This window comes from Stenotrophomonas sp. ATCM1_4, from assembly GCF_004348115.1.
In the GTDB taxonomy this organism is placed as follows: Bacteria; Pseudomonadota; Gammaproteobacteria; order Xanthomonadales; family Xanthomonadaceae; genus Stenotrophomonas; species Stenotrophomonas capsici.
Map to the genome: position 1 here is coordinate 2,913,061 of NZ_QPFB01000001.1, position 19,784 is coordinate 2,932,844.

General features: G+C 68.5%; 16 protein-coding genes. 1 reads left to right on the plus strand and 15 read right to left on the minus strand.

What is annotated here, in order from left to right:
• Positions 1-7: 7 nt before the first annotated feature.
• The 4 genes from ATCM_RS13555 to ATCM_RS13570 all read right to left on the minus strand — a co-directional run bounded on the left by ATCM_RS13555 (position 8) and on the right by ATCM_RS13570 (position 5,079).
• Complete coding sequence (locus tag ATCM_RS13555) at positions 8-1,045, minus strand: fimbrial protein (protein ID WP_132866179.1); 1,038 nt, start codon at positions 1,043-1,045, stop codon at positions 8-10.
• Positions 1,042-3,645, minus strand: coding sequence for a fimbria/pilus outer membrane usher protein (locus tag ATCM_RS13560; protein WP_132865021.1), 2,604 nt, complete (start codon positions 3,643-3,645; stop codon positions 1,042-1,044). Before ATCM_RS13560 ends, ATCM_RS13555 begins: the two co-directional genes overlap by 4 nt.
• A gap of 97 nt (positions 3,646-3,742) precedes the next feature.
• Positions 3,743-4,468 (minus strand): fimbria/pilus periplasmic chaperone, encoded by a 726-nt coding sequence (locus ATCM_RS13565; protein ID WP_132865022.1) that lies wholly within the window; start codon positions 4,466-4,468, stop codon positions 3,743-3,745.
• A gap of 71 nt (positions 4,469-4,539) precedes the next feature.
• On the minus strand, positions 4,540-5,079 hold the full coding sequence (locus tag ATCM_RS13570) for a fimbrial protein (RefSeq protein WP_132865023.1): 540 nt from the start codon (positions 5,077-5,079) through the stop codon (positions 4,540-4,542).
• 423 nt (positions 5,080-5,502) lie between these two features.
• Here ATCM_RS13570 and ATCM_RS13575 point away from each other — a divergent pair, with 423 nt between their 5' ends.
• Positions 5,503-5,874: a type 1 fimbrial protein gene (locus ATCM_RS13575; protein ID WP_132865024.1), complete on the plus strand. Its 372-nt coding sequence runs from the start codon at positions 5,503-5,505 to the stop codon at positions 5,872-5,874.
• A gap of 31 nt (positions 5,875-5,905) precedes the next feature.
• Here the strand turns inward: ATCM_RS13575 and ATCM_RS13580 are convergent, their stop codons facing one another.
• The 11 genes from ATCM_RS13580 to ATCM_RS13630 are packed head-to-tail and all read right to left on the minus strand — an operon-like array spanning position 5,906 to position 19,419.
• Complete coding sequence (locus tag ATCM_RS13580) at positions 5,906-7,327, minus strand: lipid II flippase MurJ (protein WP_132865025.1); 1,422 nt, start codon at positions 7,325-7,327, stop codon at positions 5,906-5,908.
• A 4-nt stretch (positions 7,328-7,331) separates the two neighbouring features.
• Complete coding sequence (locus ATCM_RS13585; protein WP_132865026.1) at positions 7,332-8,153, minus strand: acyltransferase; 822 nt, start codon at positions 8,151-8,153, stop codon at positions 7,332-7,334.
• Positions 8,150-9,547 carry an O-antigen ligase family protein gene (locus ATCM_RS13590; protein ID WP_132865027.1) on the minus strand — a complete coding sequence of 466 codons (1,398 nt, stop codon included), beginning with the start codon at positions 9,545-9,547 and terminating at the stop codon, positions 8,150-8,152. Before ATCM_RS13590 ends, ATCM_RS13585 begins: the two co-directional genes overlap by 4 nt.
• Positions 9,544-10,650 carry a glycosyltransferase family 1 protein gene (locus tag ATCM_RS13595; RefSeq protein WP_132865028.1) on the minus strand — a complete coding sequence of 369 codons (1,107 nt, stop codon included), beginning with the start codon at positions 10,648-10,650 and terminating at the stop codon, positions 9,544-9,546. The genes ATCM_RS13590 and ATCM_RS13595 overlap by 4 nt, the downstream gene beginning before the upstream one ends.
• Positions 10,641-11,843: a glycosyltransferase family 4 protein gene (locus ATCM_RS13600; RefSeq protein ID WP_207911812.1), complete on the minus strand. Its 1,203-nt coding sequence runs from the start codon at positions 11,841-11,843 to the stop codon at positions 10,641-10,643. The genes ATCM_RS13595 and ATCM_RS13600 overlap by 10 nt, the downstream gene beginning before the upstream one ends.
• Positions 11,843-13,201: a beta-galactosidase gene (locus ATCM_RS13605; protein ID WP_132865029.1), complete on the minus strand. Its 1,359-nt coding sequence runs from the start codon at positions 13,199-13,201 to the stop codon at positions 11,843-11,845. Before ATCM_RS13605 ends, ATCM_RS13600 begins: the two co-directional genes overlap by 1 nt.
• Positions 13,198-14,361: a glycosyltransferase gene (locus ATCM_RS13610; RefSeq protein WP_132865030.1), complete on the minus strand. Its 1,164-nt coding sequence runs from the start codon at positions 14,359-14,361 to the stop codon at positions 13,198-13,200. The genes ATCM_RS13605 and ATCM_RS13610 overlap by 4 nt, the downstream gene beginning before the upstream one ends.
• Entirely contained in the window at positions 14,362-16,344 is a 1,983-nt protein-coding gene (locus ATCM_RS13615; RefSeq protein ID WP_132865031.1) for a lipopolysaccharide biosynthesis protein, read from the minus strand.
• Complete coding sequence (locus ATCM_RS13620; RefSeq protein WP_132865032.1) at positions 16,341-17,126, minus strand: polysaccharide biosynthesis/export family protein; 786 nt, start codon at positions 17,124-17,126, stop codon at positions 16,341-16,343. Before ATCM_RS13620 ends, ATCM_RS13615 begins: the two co-directional genes overlap by 4 nt.
• The gene (locus ATCM_RS13625) at positions 17,123-18,049 is read right to left on the minus strand and encodes a glycosyltransferase family 2 protein (RefSeq protein WP_132865033.1); all 927 of its coding nucleotides are present in this window, start codon (positions 18,047-18,049) and stop codon (positions 17,123-17,125) included. Before ATCM_RS13625 ends, ATCM_RS13620 begins: the two co-directional genes overlap by 4 nt.
• Positions 18,049-19,419 (minus strand): undecaprenyl-phosphate glucose phosphotransferase, encoded by a 1,371-nt coding sequence (locus ATCM_RS13630; RefSeq protein ID WP_207911813.1) that lies wholly within the window; start codon positions 19,417-19,419, stop codon positions 18,049-18,051. Before ATCM_RS13630 ends, ATCM_RS13625 begins: the two co-directional genes overlap by 1 nt.
• Positions 19,420-19,784 lie beyond the last annotated feature (365 nt).

Here is a 19,784-nt window from a genome sequence, read left to right on the forward strand (position 1 = left end):
GCCGGGCTCAGTTGTAGGTGATGGTGAAGGTGGCCGCCCCGTTGGCCGTGCCCGGCCCCACCGCGCCCGCCTGGGTCTGGATGTAGCGCGCACGCAGCGGCAGGTTGAAGGCACTGCTGCCGACCACGGTTCTTCCCAGCGGCACCGTGGTGCCGAATGCCAGCGCGCGTTCGGCCGCGCCATCACGCTGCACCAGCTCGATGCCGATCCGCGTGGCGGTGTTGCCGCCCTGGGTCAGGCGCAGCACACCGGCACGGTTGGAGCTGTCCTGGGTGGCATCCAGGCGGATGCCGATCGCGCTCTGGTAAGCGGCCAGGTTGCTGCCTTGGCAACTGAGCCGGATGTCGAAATCACGATTGACCGCCCGCGAGCCTACGCCGGTGAAGGTGCTGGCCGGCACAGCGCCGAAGTCCACCACCAGGTTGCGGCTACCGGCCAGCACTTCGCAGGTGGGACTGACCACGGTGGTGCCGGTGCCCTTGAAGGTGGAGGTAAGCTCTGGCCTGGAAGGACCGTCGCCGTCTAAATAGTACGTGGTGAAGCGCCCGCTGGCAGCGATCGGACCTGAGCCAGTCTGGATGGCAGTCTTGATGAGTTCAACGCGGAATCTTCCGCCATTGAGTGTGATGTCTAAGTTCTTCTCTCGCGCCGCGAGTGGCACCGTATGAGGGTAATAGGCCTGCACCGTCCCGGAGTCGCGGTACACCCGGATCCCAACGCCTTCCACCAACGTGTTGTAGGTGTTGGCGATGCTGGTAGATTGCGCTTGCTGCGCATTGACGTACCTGCCCTCGGCATAGCCACCCGAACTGGTGCAGGTACCGATCCCTTCGACCTGGTTGATGGTGGCGACCAGCTCCTTGATCACGCCCCCCACCGGCGTGCCGGGCAGGATGGTCACCTGCCCCATGTCCATCTGCACGTCCTGCGCGACGAACCCGGATTTGGTGATGCTGCACCTGGCCAACGCGGGCCCGGCCTGCAGGCCAGCCAGCAGCACGGCCACCCCGCAGATGCCACGACCAACCGCGCCCGGGAGAATCATCGACATATCGCCTCCATGGATACAATGCCTGCCTGCCCGGCCGAAGCTTCAGCCGGCACCTGATAGTCCACGCCGCAGTGCTGGTCGTCGTTCGCGCCCCAGCGCACCTGCAGCCTGCCGGCGTCGTGCTCGCTGCGCAGGTAGATGCGTCCACCCTGGCTGACCATGCCCACCGGCTGCCCGGCCACATCAACCACCTGCGCACCGAACGGCATGGCCTGGCCATGGCCGTCGCGTACCCGCATCAACAACGCACGCCCCTTGCGCGTGGCGAAGTGCAGATGGCTGATGGCACCGGCATACGGCGCCACCGTCTGGCTGCTGCCCTGCAGCTCCACCTCCAGCGACATACCCTGCGGATCCAGCGTGACCGTATTGAGTCGATACGGCGAGACATACGGCACCACCGCGTACCCATCGCCATCGATGCGCAATCCGGGGGCATTCCCCACGCGCGCATCGCGCGCATCGCGTGCCTCCACCAGCACCATGGTGTCACCGCGATCCGGCGTGAAGGTGACGCCCCCCGGATGCAGGACCAGGCTGCCATTGGCGCCGAACGCTGCCTGGCGGAACGCGCTGGAATAGCTGTACGAGCCGCTCAGCGCGGTGTAGCGGCTGCGATACTCGGCATTGCCGACCAGGGTGCTGTCCGCATCACGTGCATCGGACAGGGCCAGCCCATAGCTGAGCGCGTTCGCCTCGCCGGTCGCGCCGGTGATGCCGATGCGGCTGTTGTCATACCCCTGCGTGCCGCGCGCGCCCACGTCCACATTCAGCGACAGCGGCTGCGTGCCACGGCCCAGCGGCACGCTCACCGACAGCAGGTATTCGGTGTCCGGGCGTCCGGCAACACCGTCCTCGGTGCGCACCGCGGAGAACCCATAGTTGAGTGCGCGCCAGACATGGTTGTAGCCCACCTGGAACTGCTTGCCGGTGCCTGCGCGGTCATAGAAGTCGCGCAGCGAACCGGTGACGTACAACGCGCCCCATCGCTGTCCCAGTGGCTGGTTCAGCGTCAGCTGGACCTGGCTGCGCTGGCGGCCCAGCGCAAACCCGTCGCCGCGACGTACCGCATCGCGCACCTGCATCGCATCGAGCAGGCTGTAGAAGCCACGGGTGGAGTAGCGGTACGCCGCCACGGTCAGGTTGGTTCCGGTTTCGCCGATGAGATGGCTGTAACTCAGCCGGACACTGGCGCCCTGCCGCCGCAGGCCCGCCAGCTCGGTGCGCGCATGGGTGACATCGGCCGCGAAGGCGCCCACCGCGGTGGAAAGGCCCAGCCCGTACAGCACCGAGGCATAGCCCTCGCTGGCGTTGCCACCGCCGTACAGCGTCAGGCGGTTGCCCATCCCGCGCTGGTAGGTGGCCTGCAGCAACCAGGGAGCATCATCCAGCTGTTCGTTGCGCACCTTGCCCGCGGTGATCGCATAGCGCGAAATGCCCGCCCGCAACATCTGCGGCACCGAACCGAACGGCACCTTGAACACGCGCCGCCGGCCGTCGGCTTCAAGCACGGTCACCTCGAGGTCGCCACCATAGCCGGTGGGGTAGAGGTCATCGATGACGAAGCTGCCCGGCGACACCGTGACCGAATGGATCAACTGCTGGTTCTGGCGGATCTCCACCCGTGCATTGGTTTCGGCGATGCCACGCACCACCGGTGCGTAGCCACGCAGTGAATCGGGCAGCATGCGGTCGTCGCTGACCAGGCTGATGCCGCTGTAGCCGATCGCATCGAACAGTTCGCCGTTGGTATAGGACTGCCCGATCGTCAGCAGGCCACGCACGCCGGCGATGCCGCGCTGGGCGTAGCTCGCGATGCCCTGCCAACGGCGGCCGTCACCTTCGTTCCAGGTGAGGTTGGCGTCATGCCGGAACTGCCATCCGGCCAGGTTCAGCCCGGCGTTGAGTCCCAGGTAGGCGCTGCGGCTGCGTTGCCCACCCGGGGTCCGGTTGTGGCTGTCCACGCCGTTGAAGCTGTAGCCGATGAAACCGGCATTGATGCCGCGATCCCATCGCGCGGGACTGACGTAGCCGCGCGCTTCGCGCCGCAGCACGGCCTGCGGGATGCTCAGGTCATAGCGCAGGTCGGCGCTGTTGAAGCGGCCGAATGCGTCGGCGATGCGCTGGCGCACCGGCATGCAGGCGTCGTCCAGCGGCACGGCCGCGGCGGTGCCCGCGCCGAGTACCGTGCTGTCCACGCCCAGTTCTTCCAACTGCGCGGGGCGGAAGCAGGCATCTACCTGGCCGCTGGCATCGGCCCTGAACTCCACGTCACGCCGCCCCTGCCACGCCCCGTTCACATAGAGGTCCACGCGATAGATGCCCGCAGCCATCGGGTTGCCGTTGCTGAAGGCGGACAGGTCGATGCGACGCGCCTGCCCGGACAGGAAGTTCGAGTTGAACTGGGCGTTGGCCGGCGGTGCCAACGGGACGGCACCGGCCGCGCTCTGTGCCAGCAAGGCGCGCTCGCCGAGGTTGACCGGCTCGGCCCACGCCCGCGCCGCGGCGGACAGTGCCACCGCCGTGGCCAGCCATCGGCAGGCCCTGCCGCCGATCGCGCGGCGCGTTGGTGCATGGCGGGCTACGCCAGGCATGGATGCGATCACCCTGCTTCCCTTCACGCGGACCTCTCCCGACGCCGTCGGTCTGCGCCCGTGCACGGGACACGCGAGCGGACGGCGATGCATCACCTCAGCGACCCGCATCCAGGCGAACGCTCCGCTCGATGCGACCGCCGTAGTCGTTGATGGTGCGGAACCGCACCTCCTCGGTGGCCGCCGGCACGATGAACTCCAGCTGCTGGTCCGGGGCGATCATCCGGCCCTGCGCCTGGATCACCGTGTCCTGGCCGGCGGCCCATGCATGCGCCTCGGCCAGGGTCACGTGGTACGGCGTGGGGTTGTGCACGCGCAGGCGGTCACCGCCCAGGGTCCACTGCAGCGCCTGTGCTGCATCATTGGCGTGGCCGTTCAGCCCCTGCGGACGGAAGAACAGCTTCAGGCGTGAACGGAACGCGACCTGCAGGTAGTTCTGCCCGGCACCGCCGGCCTCCTCAGGAACGGGCGGGACATCCAGCACGTTGAGCCAGAACACCGTTTCACGATCGGCGGGCAGTGCGCGTCCCGAGTAGATCACCCGCAAGGCCTGGCTGCTGCCCGGCTCCACCCGGCTGATCGGCGGCGTCAGCACGAACGGGGCATCGCTGTCCTCCGGCGTCTGTTCGGCATCGCCCGTATCGATCCATGCCTGCACCAACGACGGTGTGTCGCCGACATTGTTCACCTGCACGGTGACCTCGCGCGCCTGCGCCGGGTAGATCACACGCGTACCGTTGATCACGATGCCGGCCTGTGCGGACGGGCAGAACAGCAGGGACGACACCAGCAGCAGTGATGCCCGACGACGGATCACGTTCATTGCCCAACGACCGGAAGAAAGGGAAGCCACCGGCTGGCCGTACGGCCAACCGGTACCAATGCAGGTGATCGTCAGTTGTAGATGATCGTGTACTTGACGCTGCTGGCAACTTCACCGGCACTGGCTGCCGCCGTGGCGTAGTACTCGGCGTAATAGTTGAGGCTGGCCGAGCCATCGGCGGCGACGGTCACCCACTGCGAGTTGGCCTGCGCACTGCCACTGCCCGCGGCCAGCACCGGCAGGAACTGGTTGTTGGACCCCAGCAACTGGATCTGCACATTGCCTGCCGCGTTGGCCGCAGCCTGGTTGAGCAGGCGCCCCGACGTGAAGTCCACGCTCGCGCCCGGCTCGAAGTAGGTCGCCACGTCGCCGGCGCTGCACTGGCTCAGGCTGATCGTGAAGGGCGTGCGGCCTGCGGTGGAGCCGGCGGCGGGCAGCGAGGACTTGGCCACGGTCGGCAGGGTGACGGTGAAGTCCTTGCCCTGTGGCGTGGTGATGTCGCAGGTCTTGTCGGTGACCAGGCCGTTGAAGGTTATGGTGCCGTCGGCGGCGTTGGCAGCGGACGTCGCGGCGGCCAGCACCGCGATTGCAAACAAGCGGATCGTGTTCATTCTCGAGATTCCATCCCTGACGGGAGACAGTGGAAGGGGGAGGAGGAAGCAAAGGATTTCGCGGGCCTTTGCCCTCGCCTTGCGTCTCACCTGCACGCGAACGCTTCCTGTGCGGTCACGGCGGCGGGAGATTAGCCACGCCCGCCAGCGGGCACCAATCCACGGCACGAATGTCCGTTGTTGACACGGCATCGCGCTTGCCCTCTTTCGTGGAAGCGTTGCCAGTGTCCGGCAGACAGCATGCTGCAATGCCGCGCCGGACGCCTGTTTTCTTACACCGCTGCATCCATGCAAATAGCTGAAATACAGCTGTTTGATGCACATCACCCTTTGCCAGTGACGGGCCGTCCAGATCGCGATGTTGCCCCTTACCGAACAGTTCGCGAAGGAGCCAACTGGTCACTCCCCTGCGGAGGACACGTCATGAAAACACCTCTCCTGCTGTGCGTGGCGCTGGTTTCCATTTCTGCAACGGTGCAGGCCAATACCGGCACGATGCGCTTCAACGGGGTCATCACCGACCCCAGCTGCACGATGCAGCTGTCCGCCACGGCGCAGGAACTGCGCCTGTCCGATTGCCCGGCCTCGGCGGGTGGTGCAGTGATCTCGGTGAAACCGCTAGGTGGCGGCGAAGAGGGGAACGCACGCATGGGCGGTCCCGTCGCAGGCCTTGCCGCACTGTCCGGCGATGATCCGGATACGGATCAGCGGGGCATCTCCGCACGCTATCCCCTGCGCGGCGCGCAACAGGCACGCCTGCAGGGCGATTACGTCGTGGTCATTGATTACCCGTGATGGGCTCGGCGGCACGCCGCCGCATCACCGCTCAGGCCGCGCGTCGCGCCTGTCGCACGCTCCATGCGCCCAGCACCAGCAACCACAGCGCCGCATGCACCGACGCTGCGCCCAGTTGCAACCATGGTCCCGGCAACGGGTACAGCAGCAGCGCCGATACCAGCAACGCGATGCCGGCCACCACAGGCAAGCGCAGGACCCATTGCTGGCCCAGCAAGCGGTACCGATGCAGGAACAGCACGGCGGTGACGAGGATGCCGGCCAGCGCCGCCCAGGCGATGCCGGCCATGCCAGTAACCATGGGCACCAGCAGCAATGCCAGTGCGTTGACCGCGCTGCCAAGCAGCTCGCAGCGCATCGGCAACAGGGTGTCGCCGGCGGCATAGGCATAGCGCGCGAGCAGCGCGTTCCACGCGCCGAACACGATCACGCAGGCGAACCACGCCAGCAGCATCGGCAGCGGCCCCTGCGCCATTCCCGCCGGCAACAGCAGTTGCACCAGCGCGGGCGCGGCGCCGATCAGGCCGGCCGCCGCCGGCACGGTCAATGCGGCGGTGGCCAGCATGCCGACCTGCAGGGCCGCGCGGCGCGCCTGCGGGTCATCGGCCAGCCGGGTCATGCGCGCCAGCACCACCTGGTTCAGGCTCATCAACGCGACCAGCGGCAGGTTGACCAGCTTGCGCGCCAGGTTGACCAGCGTGATCGCCCCTTCGCCGAGGAAGGACGCGCAGATGCGCTCCAGCAGCACCAGTCCCTGGCTGGCGCCGGCGCTGGCCAGCAATGGCGCCAGGCGGCGGTACAGCAGCGCGATGTCCTGCACCTGCCACTGCCAGCGCCAGGGGCGCCAACCGCTGCGCCACAGCAGCGGCAGCATCGAGGCCAACATCAGCACCGCGCCGAGGACGAAGGCCCAGGCCAGGCGGTGTTCGTCGGTGCTGCCACGCTGCAGCAGCAACAGCACCACCGCAGGCAGGTTGTAGAGGAACGAGCCCAGGCCGGCGACCAGGAAGCGCTCCTGCGCCTGGGCCACGGCCGCGGCCAGGGCATGCAGCAGCAGCAACGGCACGCTGGCCGCCAGGATCGTCAGGCTGGCCGAGGCATCGTGCTGCGCGGAAGCGGACAGGCCCGGGCCGATCAGCCGCACCCACAACGGTGCGGCGATCGCCAACAGCACCGCCAGCGCAACGCCCAGCAGCATCAGGCTCGAGACCTGCGCGGACAACCAGCCCACGCGCCGTTCGCCGGCCAGTTGCTGGTACAGCGGCAGCGCCGCCGAGGACAACAACCCGGCGGCCAGCGTCATGCGGATCGCCTCGGGCAGGAACATGCCGACCAGGAACGCATCGGTGCGCGCGCCCGCCCCCCAGGCATCGACCAGCAGCCACTCGCGGCCGAAGCCGAGCGCCAGCCCGGCGATGGTCGCCAGCGTCAGCCAGAGCGTGGCGCGGAACATCGGCTCAGTGCAGCAGGGTCAGCAGGTTCTTGCCGCCCACCTTGTAGTTGAGGTTGTGCGGCCGTTCACCCATCGGCTTGGCACCGCTGCCGCCGATGATCTTGTAGGGCGCGACTTCCTTGGCGACCACGGTGTTGGCGGTGATCACGCAGCCGCGTCCCAGGTGCGCGCCATGCGCCACCAGCGCGCGGCTGGCGATCCACACGTAGTCCTCGATCACGATCGGCGCGGACACCGACCAGAACTCCGGCGCGGTCAGGTCATGCGTGCCGGCGATGATCAGCACGTGCGAGGCGATGGCGACGTGGTCGCCGATGCGCAGCCCGGCGCGTGCGTCGATCTGGCAATGCCAGGCAATGACGCTGTCCTTGCCGATCACCAGGTTGTTCACACCCAGCACCTCGGTGTTGCGCCAGATGGTGGAGCCCTCGCCGATCTTCGCCCCGCCGATGCGCAGCCAGGTCAACCGCACCCAGTGGAACGGCACCTTGTTGATGGCGATGTTGTAGACCTGCTCCCACAGCCGCAGGCAACGGTCCTTCAGCGTGGCCCAGTTCTTGCCGTAACGCGGCACCAGCTGGGTGGGCACCTCGCCCTTGAGCTCGTGGTACAGGCGCCGGCCCAACGGGTCCTGCAGGGTCGGCTCGATGTCCACCGAACAGATCGAGACGCGTACTTCGTCGCCGCTGGGTTCCTCGAACGCGCCCTCGTTGGCCAGCAGCCATTCGTAGGCGGCCAGCAGCGCCGGCGTGTCCACGCCCATGCGCGCGGCATAGTCGCCCAGCCGCGAGCGCAGGTCCGTCGAATGGAAAATACGATGTCTCATGCCTGCTTCCTCGAAGACGATGACGGACGGCCTGGCGCGTCGGCCGGCACGGCAGCGGCGCTCTGCAGCCCCATGCCCATCACCAGCCAGAACAGTGCGACCAGCACCATGGTGAAACTGTAGTAGTGATCGATCAGGCCGGTGACCAGCGCGGCCAGCAGGCCGGTGGTACAGCCCATCCACATGCCGTTGCGTGCATCAATGGCCGTGACCTTGCCCTGCGGACGCACCTGCTTCCACCAGCGCCAGGTCACCACGCCGTACAGCAGCATGCCGAGCAGGCCCAGCTTGTACATGTAGTACAGCCACAGGTTGGAGATGCCGAGCAGGCCGCTGCCCGGGACCGGCGGCTCGGTACGGAAGCCGATGCCCAGCGGATAGCGGGCCACCGCCTCGGGGAAACGTTTGTACTCGTCCACGCGCACTTCGGTACTGGCGTTGTCGGAGGAGAACATGGTGGCCAGGCGGTCCTGCAGCGGCGGGTAGCTCACCGCCAGCGCCACGCCGCCCAGCACCCCGGCCAGCACCATCGCCCGCGCGTAGGGCACGCGCAGCCACGACAGCCACAGCAGCATCACGCCGATGGCCAGGATGGCGCCGCGCGAGCTGCTCAACAGCAGCGCCGCCGTGCCCAACACCGCCACCGCCGCGCCGAGCAGGCGCCGCCAGCCATGCTGGTAAAGGGCATGGAACGCCGCCATCGGCACGAACAGGGCCATCGCGCCGCCGGTCAGATTGGGATGCACCCACGGCGTGCCCAGGCGCGCGTTCTCGGCGCTGAAGATGTCCAGCAGGGCTTCCGGGTGCGCGTACCGCGCCTTCTCCAGGATCGGGATCATGTCCAGCGCGCTGCGCGACTTGATGAACATGCCGAGCGAGAGCAGCAGCATGGCCAGGTTGCCCAGCAGCAGCATCACCATCAGCTGCTCGCGTTGCTTCTGCTGCGACAGCATCAACGGTGCCAGCAGCAGCGGCGACAGGTTGGCCAGCCAGCGCACCCAGTTCACCGGGCCATTGCCATCGGCCACCACCATCACCTGGCCGACCAGGAACGGAAACGCGCTGAAGGCCATCAACAACAGCAGCGAACGCTCCACCCCGCCCCAGTCCGGACGCTCCAGCTTCTGGAAGAACAACTGCAGCATGACCCCGGCCCAGGTCAGGCCCAGCATCGCCTCGGCCACGGTGAAACGGATGCCGACCTGCAACGTGCTGTACGGCATGAACGTGGCCGACAACGCGAACAGGGACAGGCCGACCACCGGCCAGCGCAGTACCACCAGCGCCGCCGGAAAGCCCGCCAGCAGCACGAAGAACTTGGACGGCGGCAGCACCAGCAGCAGGCTGCCGAACAGCACCCCGCACAGCACCGCGACGGTGGTGCCCAGCTTCACCGCAGCACCTCGTCCAGCAACTGCAGCACGCGCTGCTGGTAGTGCGCCGGCGCATAGCGCGCCGCCGCGGCCTGCAGCACGGCAACGCTTTCCTCCGCGCGCCGGCCGGTGGCCGCATCCCGCAATGCTTCGCGCAGCGCGTCGGCATCGCGGGGGTCGAAACGCAACGCCTGGCGCGGGGTGATTTCATCCAGCGCGCTGCCGGTGGCCACCGCCACCGGGGTGCCACAGGCCAGCGCCTCGATCACCGGCAGGCCGAAGCCCTCGGCGGTGGCCGGGTGCCACAACCGTTCGGCGTCGTGATACAGCCGCGACAACGCGGCATCGCTCAGGCCACTGCGCCAGTGCAGGCCCGGCAGGTCGGCCAACCATTCCGGCACGTCGCCCGGATCGCCCACCAGCACCAGGTCCGGCAGCAGCAGGCCGCCGTCACGCAGGGCCTGCCAGTGTTCGAGCAGGAAGGGAATGTTCTTGCGGGGCTCGCGGGTGCCCACCACAAGCCAGTAACGGCGCGGCAGGGTCGGGTCACGCAGGGGGTCCGGCGTGGCCAGTGCAGCCACCGCATTGGGCAACACCGCGAGCTTGCCGGCGCTGCGCGGGAACAGCCGCGCCGCCTGCCCCGCGCTGTACTGCGACGGCGTCCAGATCGCGTCGGCCGCGCGCAGCGCGTGGCCGATCAGCGTCCTGTCCATCGTGCCGTACACCCGCCCATGCAACCAGCTGGCATGCCGCCCGGCCAGGGTCAGCTGGAACAGGTCGTGCAGCAGCTGCACCTGGTGCTTGAGCCCGCGCGGACGCGGCCACGGCAGGCCGCTGTTGGCGGTGGCGATGTACAGGTCGATGCCCTGCCCGGCCAGCGCCTTGGGCAGGAAGCCGATCTCGAACGCCAGCCGCGCCTGCGGCCGGTGCAGGCCCGCGGCCGGGACGTCCTGCGCCGGACAGCAGGCGATCGCGCGGTGCGGATGCTGCAGCGGTGCCATGCTGAAACGCACCAGCTCGCCACGACCGCTTGCCAGCAGGGCCTGCTCCAGCGCCAGCACCTGGCGGGCGATGCCCGAGTACGGCGCGGCGGTCACCGGGCGGTAGTCGATGCCTATGCGCATGTCAGCTCCGCGTAGACAGCTTCGAGCTGGTCGGCCGAGCGGCTCCAGTCGTGGTGCTGGCGCACGTAGTCGCGCCCGGCCTCGCCCAGCGCATGTGCCTGGGCAGGATCCTCCAGCAGCTGCCGCAGCGCCGCCACCAGCGCGTCGGCCTGCGCGCCACCGGCGTAATGCACACCCGGCTGCACGGCCAGACCCGACACCGCCTGCGGCGTGGCCACCAGCGGCAGCCCGGCGGCCATCGCCTCCAGCACCTTCAGCTTGGACCCGCCGCCATCGCGCAACGCGGCCAAAAACACGCTGCTCTGTGCCTGCACGCCCTGCAGTCGCGGCACGAAGCCGCGCCACTCGATGCGCGGGTCGGTCCAGCGCCCGGCCCACTGCGTCGGCAATGCGTGCCCGCACAGGCACAGGCGCACGTCCGGCGAATGCTTCCAGAGCGCGGGCATGATCACGTCCAGCATCCACTCCACCGCATCGATGTTGGGCGCGTACTCGAAGTTGCCGATGAACAACACGCGACGTTGCCCTGGATCAGGCACCACGTCGGCGAATGCCGCGGTGTCGGTGCCGTTGACCACCACCGCCACCGGTTGCCGGCTGTACGGTGCGAACACCTTCGCATCCTCGCCGGTCAAGGCGATCACCTTGCGCGCGGCCGACAGCACCTGCCGCTCCCAGCGCTGGTAGCGCCCGCGGTCGAGCCCGGCCAGGGGCCGCAGCACCGCCGGCAGGCGACTGTAGGTCACCTCGGCTAGCGTGGATTCCACGTTGTGCTCGCTGACGATGAAGTCACGCTGGTGGCGGCGCAGCGGCGCGCGGCACGGTTCGTACATGTAGGAGTGTTCCAGCTGCACCACGTCCCACGGCTCGGCCAGCAGGCGGTCCAGTGCCCGCGCGAAGGCCGGTGCATGGCCGTTGACCGAGGCCAGCAACGGCACCGGCGACAACAGCGCCGCCGTCAGGGTGCGAACGGATTTCAGCGGGCGTCGCTCCAGCACCACCAGCCGCTCCAGCAGGGGTTCCAGCTGCTCGCGCGCCTGGCGGTCCAGCGGCGCCTTGCTCTGCACCAGCAATGTGATGCGGTGGCCGCGGGCGGCCAGGCAACGCAGCAGGTGGTACTGGCGCAGCTTGCCACCGCTGGTGGTCGGCCACGGCAGGTACGGCATCACCCAGAGCAGGCGCAGCGGTCGCATCACCACTCCAGGATCGACAGCGTGGTGCCGACCGGCACGGCCAGGCTGCCGGCGTCGGCCTGCAATGCCCGCACGCCACCGCCCAGGACATCGTGCAGCTGTGCATGCTCCACGCCGCGCAGCTGCAGCTGGCCGGGCGCGTCGGCCCAGAAGAACCACAGGCGACGGCCATCCTCGCGTTGCCAGGCGATGCTGACCAACCCCGGCGGCACCGTGGCCAGCGTCGGCGCCGTGCCCGGCGTGATGCGGGGGCCGGTCAGGCGCAGCATGCGCTGCACGGCGGCGTAGACGGGCTTGGGCTGGGCGCGTTCGTCCAGCAGGCCGTAGCGACGGTCACGCGCGCCGGCGCGGCTGTCCAGGTCGCTCAATGCGAACAGGAACACCTTGTCGTAGTCCAGCGCACTCATCAGCGCCAGCCGGCGGGTGACGTAGTCGGCCTGGCCCTGCACGCCGATGATCGGCTGCTCTTCCTTGGGACCGTCGTAGCTCGACCAGCCCCACTCGTCGGCCCAGATGGCGTGTGCGCCGGCCGCACGCAGCGCGGCGTTGCCCTGCTGCGCACGCAGGATGAAGTCCATCGCCTTCGGGTCGTCGCCCTCCGGGTACAGCGAATACGGGTGATAGGCGGTGATCACGTCCAGCGAATACAGGCCGCCTTTGGCCAACTCCTCCACCATCAGGCCACCGCCACGGGTCGGCATCTGGCTGAAGTAACCCATGCCGCCGAGCACGACCTGGCGGCCCGGCGCACCGGTGCGCATCGCGTTGACGGAGGTCAGCAGCAACCGGCCATAGGCCGCCGGGTCCTCGCGCGGACGCCAGAACGCCGGCAGGTTGGGTTCGTTCCAGACCTGCCAGGCGTCGACCTGTGGGTAGCGCTGGGCCAGCAGCACCAGTGCCTTGGCGTACAGCGCCGGATCCTTGGGCGGGTACTGGTCCGGATGCGGGCTGCCGGCCGGGGCCGAGGTCGCATGCGGCGCCGAACCCACCAGGTACACCTCGGCCTTCAGGCCACGGCGCTGGATCTCGGCCATCAACGGATCCAGCACGTCCCAGCGGAACACGCCTTCGCGCGGCTCGATGGTGTCCCAGTGCAGGTCCACGCGTACCCATTGCAGGCCCAACGCCTGCAGCTGGTCCATCTGCTGCCGGTAACGCGCCGGTTCGAACCAGAGGAAATGCGCGTTCACGCCCAGGAAATCGCGCCACTCCACCGCGCGCGGCGGCACCAGCTCCATCGCCGGGCGTTCGCCCTTGGCACAGGCACTGACCCCGCCGAGCAGGGCCGCCAGCGCCACCAGCAGCAGCGCCGCGCGCCGCCACCACCGCTTCGCGGGACGGGCAGTTGCAAGGTTCATCGTCCACTCTCCTGCAACGAGGCGAACAGCGCCGCGAACTGCGCGGCGATACGCGGCCATTGCCGTTGTTGTCCCAGCGCCGCGGCACCGGCGGCCCAGGCCGTGGCCTGTGCCGGCGCATCGACCAGCGCGATGATCCGCCCGGCCAGCGCGGTGGGGTCGCCCTGCGCGAACACCACGCCGTTGCCGTGCGACACCTCCTCGGCGAAGGCACGCGCATCGGAGGCGATCACGCCCCGGCCGCAGGCATTGGCCCAGGACAGGGCACCACTGGTGCCACGCATGCGCCCGAGCAGGGCCAGCTTCTTCGAATCGCGATAGGGCAGCAGCATCACGTGGTGGTCCTGCACGCAGGACACGATCTGCGCGGCGGGCAGGTCCAGCCGCCACTGGATCCAGTCACCGACGCCCAGCCGCTGCGCACGCTCGCGCAGTTCGGCCACATAGTCCCCGCGGCTGCCGAAGGCCAGCTCCGGCGCGCTGCCGCCGGCCATGGTCAGGCGCACCGCGGCCTCCGGCCGTTGCCGGCGCACCAGCGCCAGGGCATCGAGCAGGTCCTCGATGCCCTTGCCCGGGTAGATGAAACCGAAGTACAGCAGCTGCAGCGGCGTCGCCTCCGGCAACGGCTGCGGCGCGAACACGCCATTGCCGTGCGCGATGAAATGCACCTTGTCCGCGGCTAGCTGCATGCGTTCGGCCAGCACCTGTCCGCCGGTGCGGGTCAGCGCGACCATGGCATCGAGCTGGCGCGCCAACGCGCGTTCGCGCGCCAGCATGCGGCGGTCCTGCGACAGCGCCAGCAGCTGCGGCAACGGCCGCGGTGCGGCGGCCAGCCAGCGCCCCAGCCCGTGCGGCGGGCTGGGCGAACGCCAGACCAGGCGTTCCGGGTCATGCACGGTCGCGCTCAGTGGCAGCCGCGGGAAGCGTGCGCGCAATTGCTCCAGCGCCACGAACTCCGGCCCGCGGCCACCGCCCAGTTCGGCGTGCACCCCGTCGATGCCCTGCCAGAAGCCGGCATCGGCGGTGTCCCATTGCCCCTGCCGCTGCGGCGGCACCACCACCTCCACGCCGGCGCCGCGCACGGCCGTCATCCATGCCTGTGCATAGTCGGCGATGCCGTTCTGCAACGGCGGCAACGGCGCGAGCAGGGCAAGCCGCACTCAGTACGCCCCGAGCCAACGGCTGATCGGCTTCCAGTAACGCGGCGGGATCTCGAACACGCGGCGGTTCAGCACCACGCCATCGACATGACCCAGCGCGTCGCGCAGCAACGCGATCGCGTTCTCCACCGCCGGTACCGTGGTGCTGCGGGTCTTCACCACCAGCACGATGCGGTCGCAGCCGCGCAGCTGGATCAGCGCGTTCTCGTCGCTGACCGGCGGTGCCTGCACCAGCACCACCTCGCCGGGGCCGGCCGGCAGCTGGCCATCGCGCACGCTGTAGCCCTGCTGGCGCAGCACGATGGCCAGGCGCGAGGCGATGAAGCTCACGCCTTCGCCACTGCGGCTGGACGTGAGGCCCACCGACAGCCCCTGCGCGGCGATCTGCTCCAGCGGCAGCCGGCAATAGATGCGGTACAGCGCGGCACGCAGCGGCTGCGAGCCGTCCACGTCGTGCAGGATCTCCGGCACCGTCGCCAGCAAGGGCACGCCCAGGGTCTTCTCCAGGCGGCCGCCGTCATGGATGCGCTGGTCCATCAGGTACAGCAGGAACACCACCACCAGCGCCACCGCGAACGCCACCGGGATCGACAGCAGCAGCATCAGCATGCTCTTGGGGAACACGCGCGACGGGGTGAAGCTGGACTGCCCGACCAGCGCCACGTTGCTCAACCGGGCACGGTTGAGGTCGCGGATCACGCGTGCGCGCAGCAGGTAGTCCGAGTACTGGGCAAAGGTCTTCTCCGCCGAGGACAGCTCCAGGCTCAGCCGCGACAGCGACGGCTCGGCCGACATCACTTCCTCGCGCTCGCCCTGCAGCTGCTTGATCTGGCTGTCGATCTCGGCGACGTTGGCATCGATCTTGGCCACGTTGAGGCGCGCGTCCTGCATGTCCTGGCGCAGGCGCGCACCCAGCGCGTTCGGCGCGACGTTGCGCGAGCGCACCACGTTGCCGTCCACGCCGTTGATCTCCGCTTCCAGCGCGGCGATGCTCTCGTCCAGCGCACGCACCGGCGGCGCGCCTTCCTTGAAGTTGCGCAACAGGTCCAGTCGTTGCTGCTTGAGCCCGTTCAACTTCAGCTTCAGGTCCTCGCGCTCCGGATTGAGGCTGATCTCGCGCTCGGTCACCACTTCACCGGCCACCGCCGGCAGCTGCCGGCCGGCCGAGCCAAGGATGCCCACCAGTGCCTCGCGCTCGGCCTGCAGCTCGCGGCGCTGGCGGTACAGCTTCTGCAGCTGGTCGGTGACGTCCTCGATGCGCTGCTCCACGCTGGTGGCGTCGATCACCCGCAACTGCTCGCGCAGCTGGCGCTTGAGCGCGATGATGCTGTCGTTGAGCTCGCGGTTCTGCTCTTCGTAGAAATTGAACAACGCCTCGCCGCCGGCAGCCTTGGCGCGCTCGTCGAAGTAGGCGTCCACCCAGGCACGGGAAATGCCCTGGGCCACGTGCGGGTCGTTCCAGCTGACCCGCATCTCCATCACGTTGGAGCCGGGGTCGTGGCTGACCTGCAGCTTCTTGGCCAGGCGTGCGGCCAGCCGGTCCGCCACCGGCGCCTCGTCCATCAGGCCGATGCCGACCAGCACGTTGCGCAGCATCTCCTTGCACCAGGACAGCGCCTGGCCCATGCGGAACTTGAACAGGGCCCAGCCCCCCTTCGGCGGCACCGAGGACATCGCCAGGTAGGTCTGCGCCACCTTCAGCATCACCGGCGCGCTGGTGGCCATCTTCTCCTCGTCCAGCAGCGGGTCGCGCTGCGGGCTCTGCTGCACGAAGCCGGCGTCCGGGCCCGGTTGCACCGGCAGCTGCACGCTGGCGCTCTCGGTCGGCTTGACCAGCAGGCGGGCATCGGAGACGTAGCGGTTGGGCAGCAGGAACGCGCCCAGGATCACCACGGCCAGGGTCGCCAGCAGGGCGAGCTTGAACTCCCTGCCGAAGATGAAGAGCAGGCGCAGTGCGTCGCGCAGGCTACGGATCTCGATCACGGGACGCTCCCGTCGGGGGTGTTGATCTTGTAGGAAGGTTCGTTGATCTGGTAATTCGCCGACGCGCCGAAACCGCGGAACATCAGCAGCTGGCCGACGTACATGTCCACGCGCTGGATCGCATTGCCGATGCGCGAGCTGGGCACGAACACCAGGTCGCCGCGCTGCAGCCCGATGCTGCGGCTGCCATTGGTGCCGGCGCCCAGCAGCGCCGCATAGTCGAAGAAGTACACCTGCTGCACGCCCTGCTCGTCCTGGCGCACCAGCGCCACGTGGCGGCTGTCGGCGGTGGGCAGCACGCCGCCGGTGGCGGTGATGGCCTGGGCGACATTGACCGTCGAGCCCAGGTCGAACACGCCCGGGTTGCGCACCGCGCCGCCCACGTAGACGCGGCTGCCGGGCGCCTCGGCGATGTTCACGGTCACCTTCGGCTCGCGGTAGATCGCATCCAGCCGCCGAGTGATCTCATCGCCCACGTCCTCCGGAGTGCGGCCACCGGCCTTGACCGTGCCGATGAACGGATAGGCGATCATCCCGTCCGGACGCACCCGGTACAGCGTGGCCTCGTCCTTCTCGGCCGGGGTCTGCGCATCGCGCACGATCCGCAGCACGTCGCCGGTGTAGACCCGCAGCACCGGCGCCGGCAACTGCTCGGGGCTGAAGTTGGTGATCTGGCCCTGCTCGATCACCTTGCCCGAAGGCAGCTTGACGACGTTGGGCATCGCGCACGCCGTGCACAGCATCGCCAACAACGCCATCACCATCACTCTGCTCGTATTCACTGCTGCCTCCAGTAACCGGGGAACATGCTGACCCTGCGCTTGACCGCCAATGGCAGCCTGCGTTCCAGGTGCCCCAATCGATAACCCAACAGTTTCGCGGCACTGCGTAACAGTGCGCCGGGAACCCGCATCCACTGCCGCTCGCGCCGCAGCGCGGCCAGCTCCGACCTGACGAAGCGCCCACCCTCGCCGCCGGCGCGCCCGAAGCGCTCGGCGATCCAGCGCTCGCGCGAATAGAACACGCCGATGTCGAAGTAGCGGCGGAACTCCTCGGCGATGGAGTAGTCGTGCGAATGCCAGGCCTGCGCGTCGGCGACGTAGTTCACCGCATAGCCATCCAGCAGCATGCGCCCGGCCACGTGCGCGTCCTCGCTGCCGATCACGTCCTGCGGAAAGCCGCCCACCGCGACGAGCGCGTCCATGCGGTAGGCGCAGAACGCATCGGAGGTGAAGCAGGTCTTGATGCCCAGCTCGCCGGCATCGGCCAGGCGCTTGATGCGCCCCTGCGCCGGGTAGTTGAACGCCCTTGCATGCCGCGCCAGCACCCCGGCCTCCGGATGCGGCAGCTGGCGCCCGTAGGCCACGCCGATGTCATCGGCGGCATACAGGCCGGCGACCAGCCTGGCCAACGCATCCGGCGGCACCGGGATCGCGTCCTGGGTCATGTAGATCAGCACGTCGGCGTCGACCAGCGTGGACGCCCAGCCGCGCGTACCACCGTGATTGAAGGTGGCCGCGTCGATCTCCACCACGCGTGCGCCGAACGCACGCCAGCGCGCCACGCTCTGGTCGCGCGAGGCGCTGTCGATGACCAGGATCTCGTCCGGCTGCAGGCTCTGTGCCTGCAGCGCCGGCAACATGCGCTCCAGGAACGGCTCGCCGTTGCGCACCGGGATCACCAGCACCACGCGCCGGGCGGCCATCAGTACGCCGCCTTCATCGACAGGACCGCCGGCAGGGTGCGCAGCAGGATGAAGATGTCCAAGCCCAGCGACCAGTTCTCGATATAGGCCAGGTCGTACTCCACGCGCTTCTGGATCTTCTCCAGCGTGTCGGTCTCGCCGCGATAGCCATGCACCTGCGCCAACCCGGTGATGCCGGGCTTGACCTTGTGCCGGGCCACGTAATCGGCCACGGCCTCCTCGAACGGAATGTCGGCCGCCTTGGTCGCGGTGGCATGCGGGCGTGGGCCCACCATCGACATGCTGCCGGCCAGCACGTTGAACAGCTGCGGCAGCTCGTCGATGCTGCTCTTGCGGATGAAGCGTCCGACCCGGGTCACGCGCGGGTCGCCGGCGCGGGTCTGCACCGCGGCGTCCATGTCGCGCTGGTCGTGGTACATCGAGCGGAACTTGTAGACCTCGATCAGCTGCTGGTTGTAGCCGTAGCGGCGCTGCCGGAACAGTACCGGCCCGCGCGAATCCAGCTTGATCAGCGCCGCCACCAGCACCATCAGCGGTGACAGCAACAGCAGCGCCAGCGACGCCAGCACCAGGTCCTCGGCACGCTTGTAGGCCGGCGCCCAGCCCTGCAGCGGCGGCTCGGACACCACCAGCATCGGCACGTCGGAGATCTCGGCCACGCGCGGCAGCGCGTAGTTGAAGGCCTGCATCTCCGGCACCAGGAACACCTCCACCGGCATCTTGCGCAGCAGCGCGACGTAGTGGTGGTTGCGGCTTTCGGCGCTGGCCGGCAGCGCCATCAGCACCTGGTCGACCTCGTTGGCGCGGATCAGCTGCTCCAGCAACGCGAAGTTGCCGATCAGCTGCGGGCGCAGGCTGGAGTCGATGCGGTCCGGCGCGCGGTCATCGATGAAGCCCAGCAGGCCGGAGCTGATGTCCGCGTTCTGCTGCATGTGGCGGGCCAGGCGGCCACCGTTCTCGGTCGCACCGAGGATCACCGAACGGCCCACGAAGTGGCCCTGGCGTATCTGCCGCTGGAAGAAGATCAGCATCACCAGCCGCCCGGCCAGCAACAGCAGCAAGGTGGCTCCGTACCAGAGCACGGCCATCTTGATCGGCAGGTAGGCGATCACCCGGAACAGCGTGTGCAGCAGCAACACCAGTCCGAAGCTGGCCGACCACGCCACCACCGTCGTGCGCAGCATCAGCTGGTTGCTGAACATCTCGCGCCCGTACAGGCCGAAGGCGCCAAACACCAGCACGGTGAGCAGGCCCGCGGCGGCGGCGAGCGCGAGATAGGTGCGGATCGCGCCACCGGCATGCACCTGCATCAACCACAGGATCAGCAGCGCCGGCGCCATCGCCGCACAGAAGTGGAACACGCGCGCCATCAATCGCGACCAACGCGTCACCGCGGGCCGAGTGTTCGCAAACAGTGCTTCTGAAAACGGTAAGCGCATTACGAGGCTTGGCCTTCGTCGACGAATCCGAAAGACGGCCAGCCACCACCTGGCAATCCGGACCTGTCATGACAACCTGCACGACAAACGGCTCAACCACGCGGTAGCCCGCCTTCCCCCATTGGGCAAAACGGATCAGATCCCACTCCTGTGATCGATCAAACCGCATTGCCTGTCCCAATGGCAATACAATAGCGTGACGTCCTTCACGTTTGGAAGTCGGAATTTTCCTTACCGGCCTGCGTTCATTCGCAGGCCAGCTTTGTCCATGTCTTCGTCACAAAGTGACGCCAGGC

What these genes read in the sequence shown, in the direction of transcription:
- ATCM_RS13605 (WP_132865029.1), bottom strand. Translation starts at nt 13,201, where the DNA reads ATGAACCTTGCAACTGCCCGTCCCGCGAAGCGGTGGTGGCGGCGCGCG.
- ATCM_RS13580 (WP_132865025.1), bottom strand. Translation starts at nt 7,327, where the DNA reads ATGTTCCGCGCCACGCTCTGGCTGACGCTGGCGACCATCGCCGGGCTG.
- ATCM_RS13560 (WP_132865021.1), bottom strand. Translation starts at nt 3,645, where the DNA reads ATGCCTGGCGTAGCCCGCCATGCACCAACGCGCCGCGCGATCGGCGGC.
- ATCM_RS13570 (WP_132865023.1), bottom strand. Translation starts at nt 5,079, where the DNA reads ATGAACACGATCCGCTTGTTTGCAATCGCGGTGCTGGCCGCCGCGACG.
- ATCM_RS13555 (WP_132866179.1), bottom strand. Translation starts at nt 1,045, where the DNA reads ATGATTCTCCCGGGCGCGGTTGGTCGTGGCATCTGCGGGGTGGCCGTG.
- ATCM_RS13600 (WP_207911812.1), bottom strand. Translation starts at nt 11,843, where the DNA reads ATGCGACCGCTGCGCCTGCTCTGGGTGATGCCGTACCTGCCGTGGCCG.
- ATCM_RS13585 (WP_132865026.1), bottom strand. Translation starts at nt 8,153, where the DNA reads ATGAGACATCGTATTTTCCATTCGACGGACCTGCGCTCGCGGCTGGGC.
- ATCM_RS13575 (WP_132865024.1), top strand. Translation starts at nt 5,503, where the DNA reads ATGAAAACACCTCTCCTGCTGTGCGTGGCGCTGGTTTCCATTTCTGCA.
- ATCM_RS13595 (WP_132865028.1), bottom strand. Translation starts at nt 10,650, where the DNA reads ATGCGCATAGGCATCGACTACCGCCCGGTGACCGCCGCGCCGTACTCG.
- ATCM_RS13630 (WP_207911813.1), bottom strand. Translation starts at nt 19,419, where the DNA reads ATGGCGCGCGTGTTCCACTTCTGTGCGGCGATGGCGCCGGCGCTGCTG.
- ATCM_RS13625 (WP_132865033.1), bottom strand. Translation starts at nt 18,049, where the DNA reads ATGGCCGCCCGGCGCGTGGTGCTGGTGATCCCGGTGCGCAACGGCGAG.
- ATCM_RS13565 (WP_132865022.1), bottom strand. Translation starts at nt 4,468, where the DNA reads ATGAACGTGATCCGTCGTCGGGCATCACTGCTGCTGGTGTCGTCCCTG.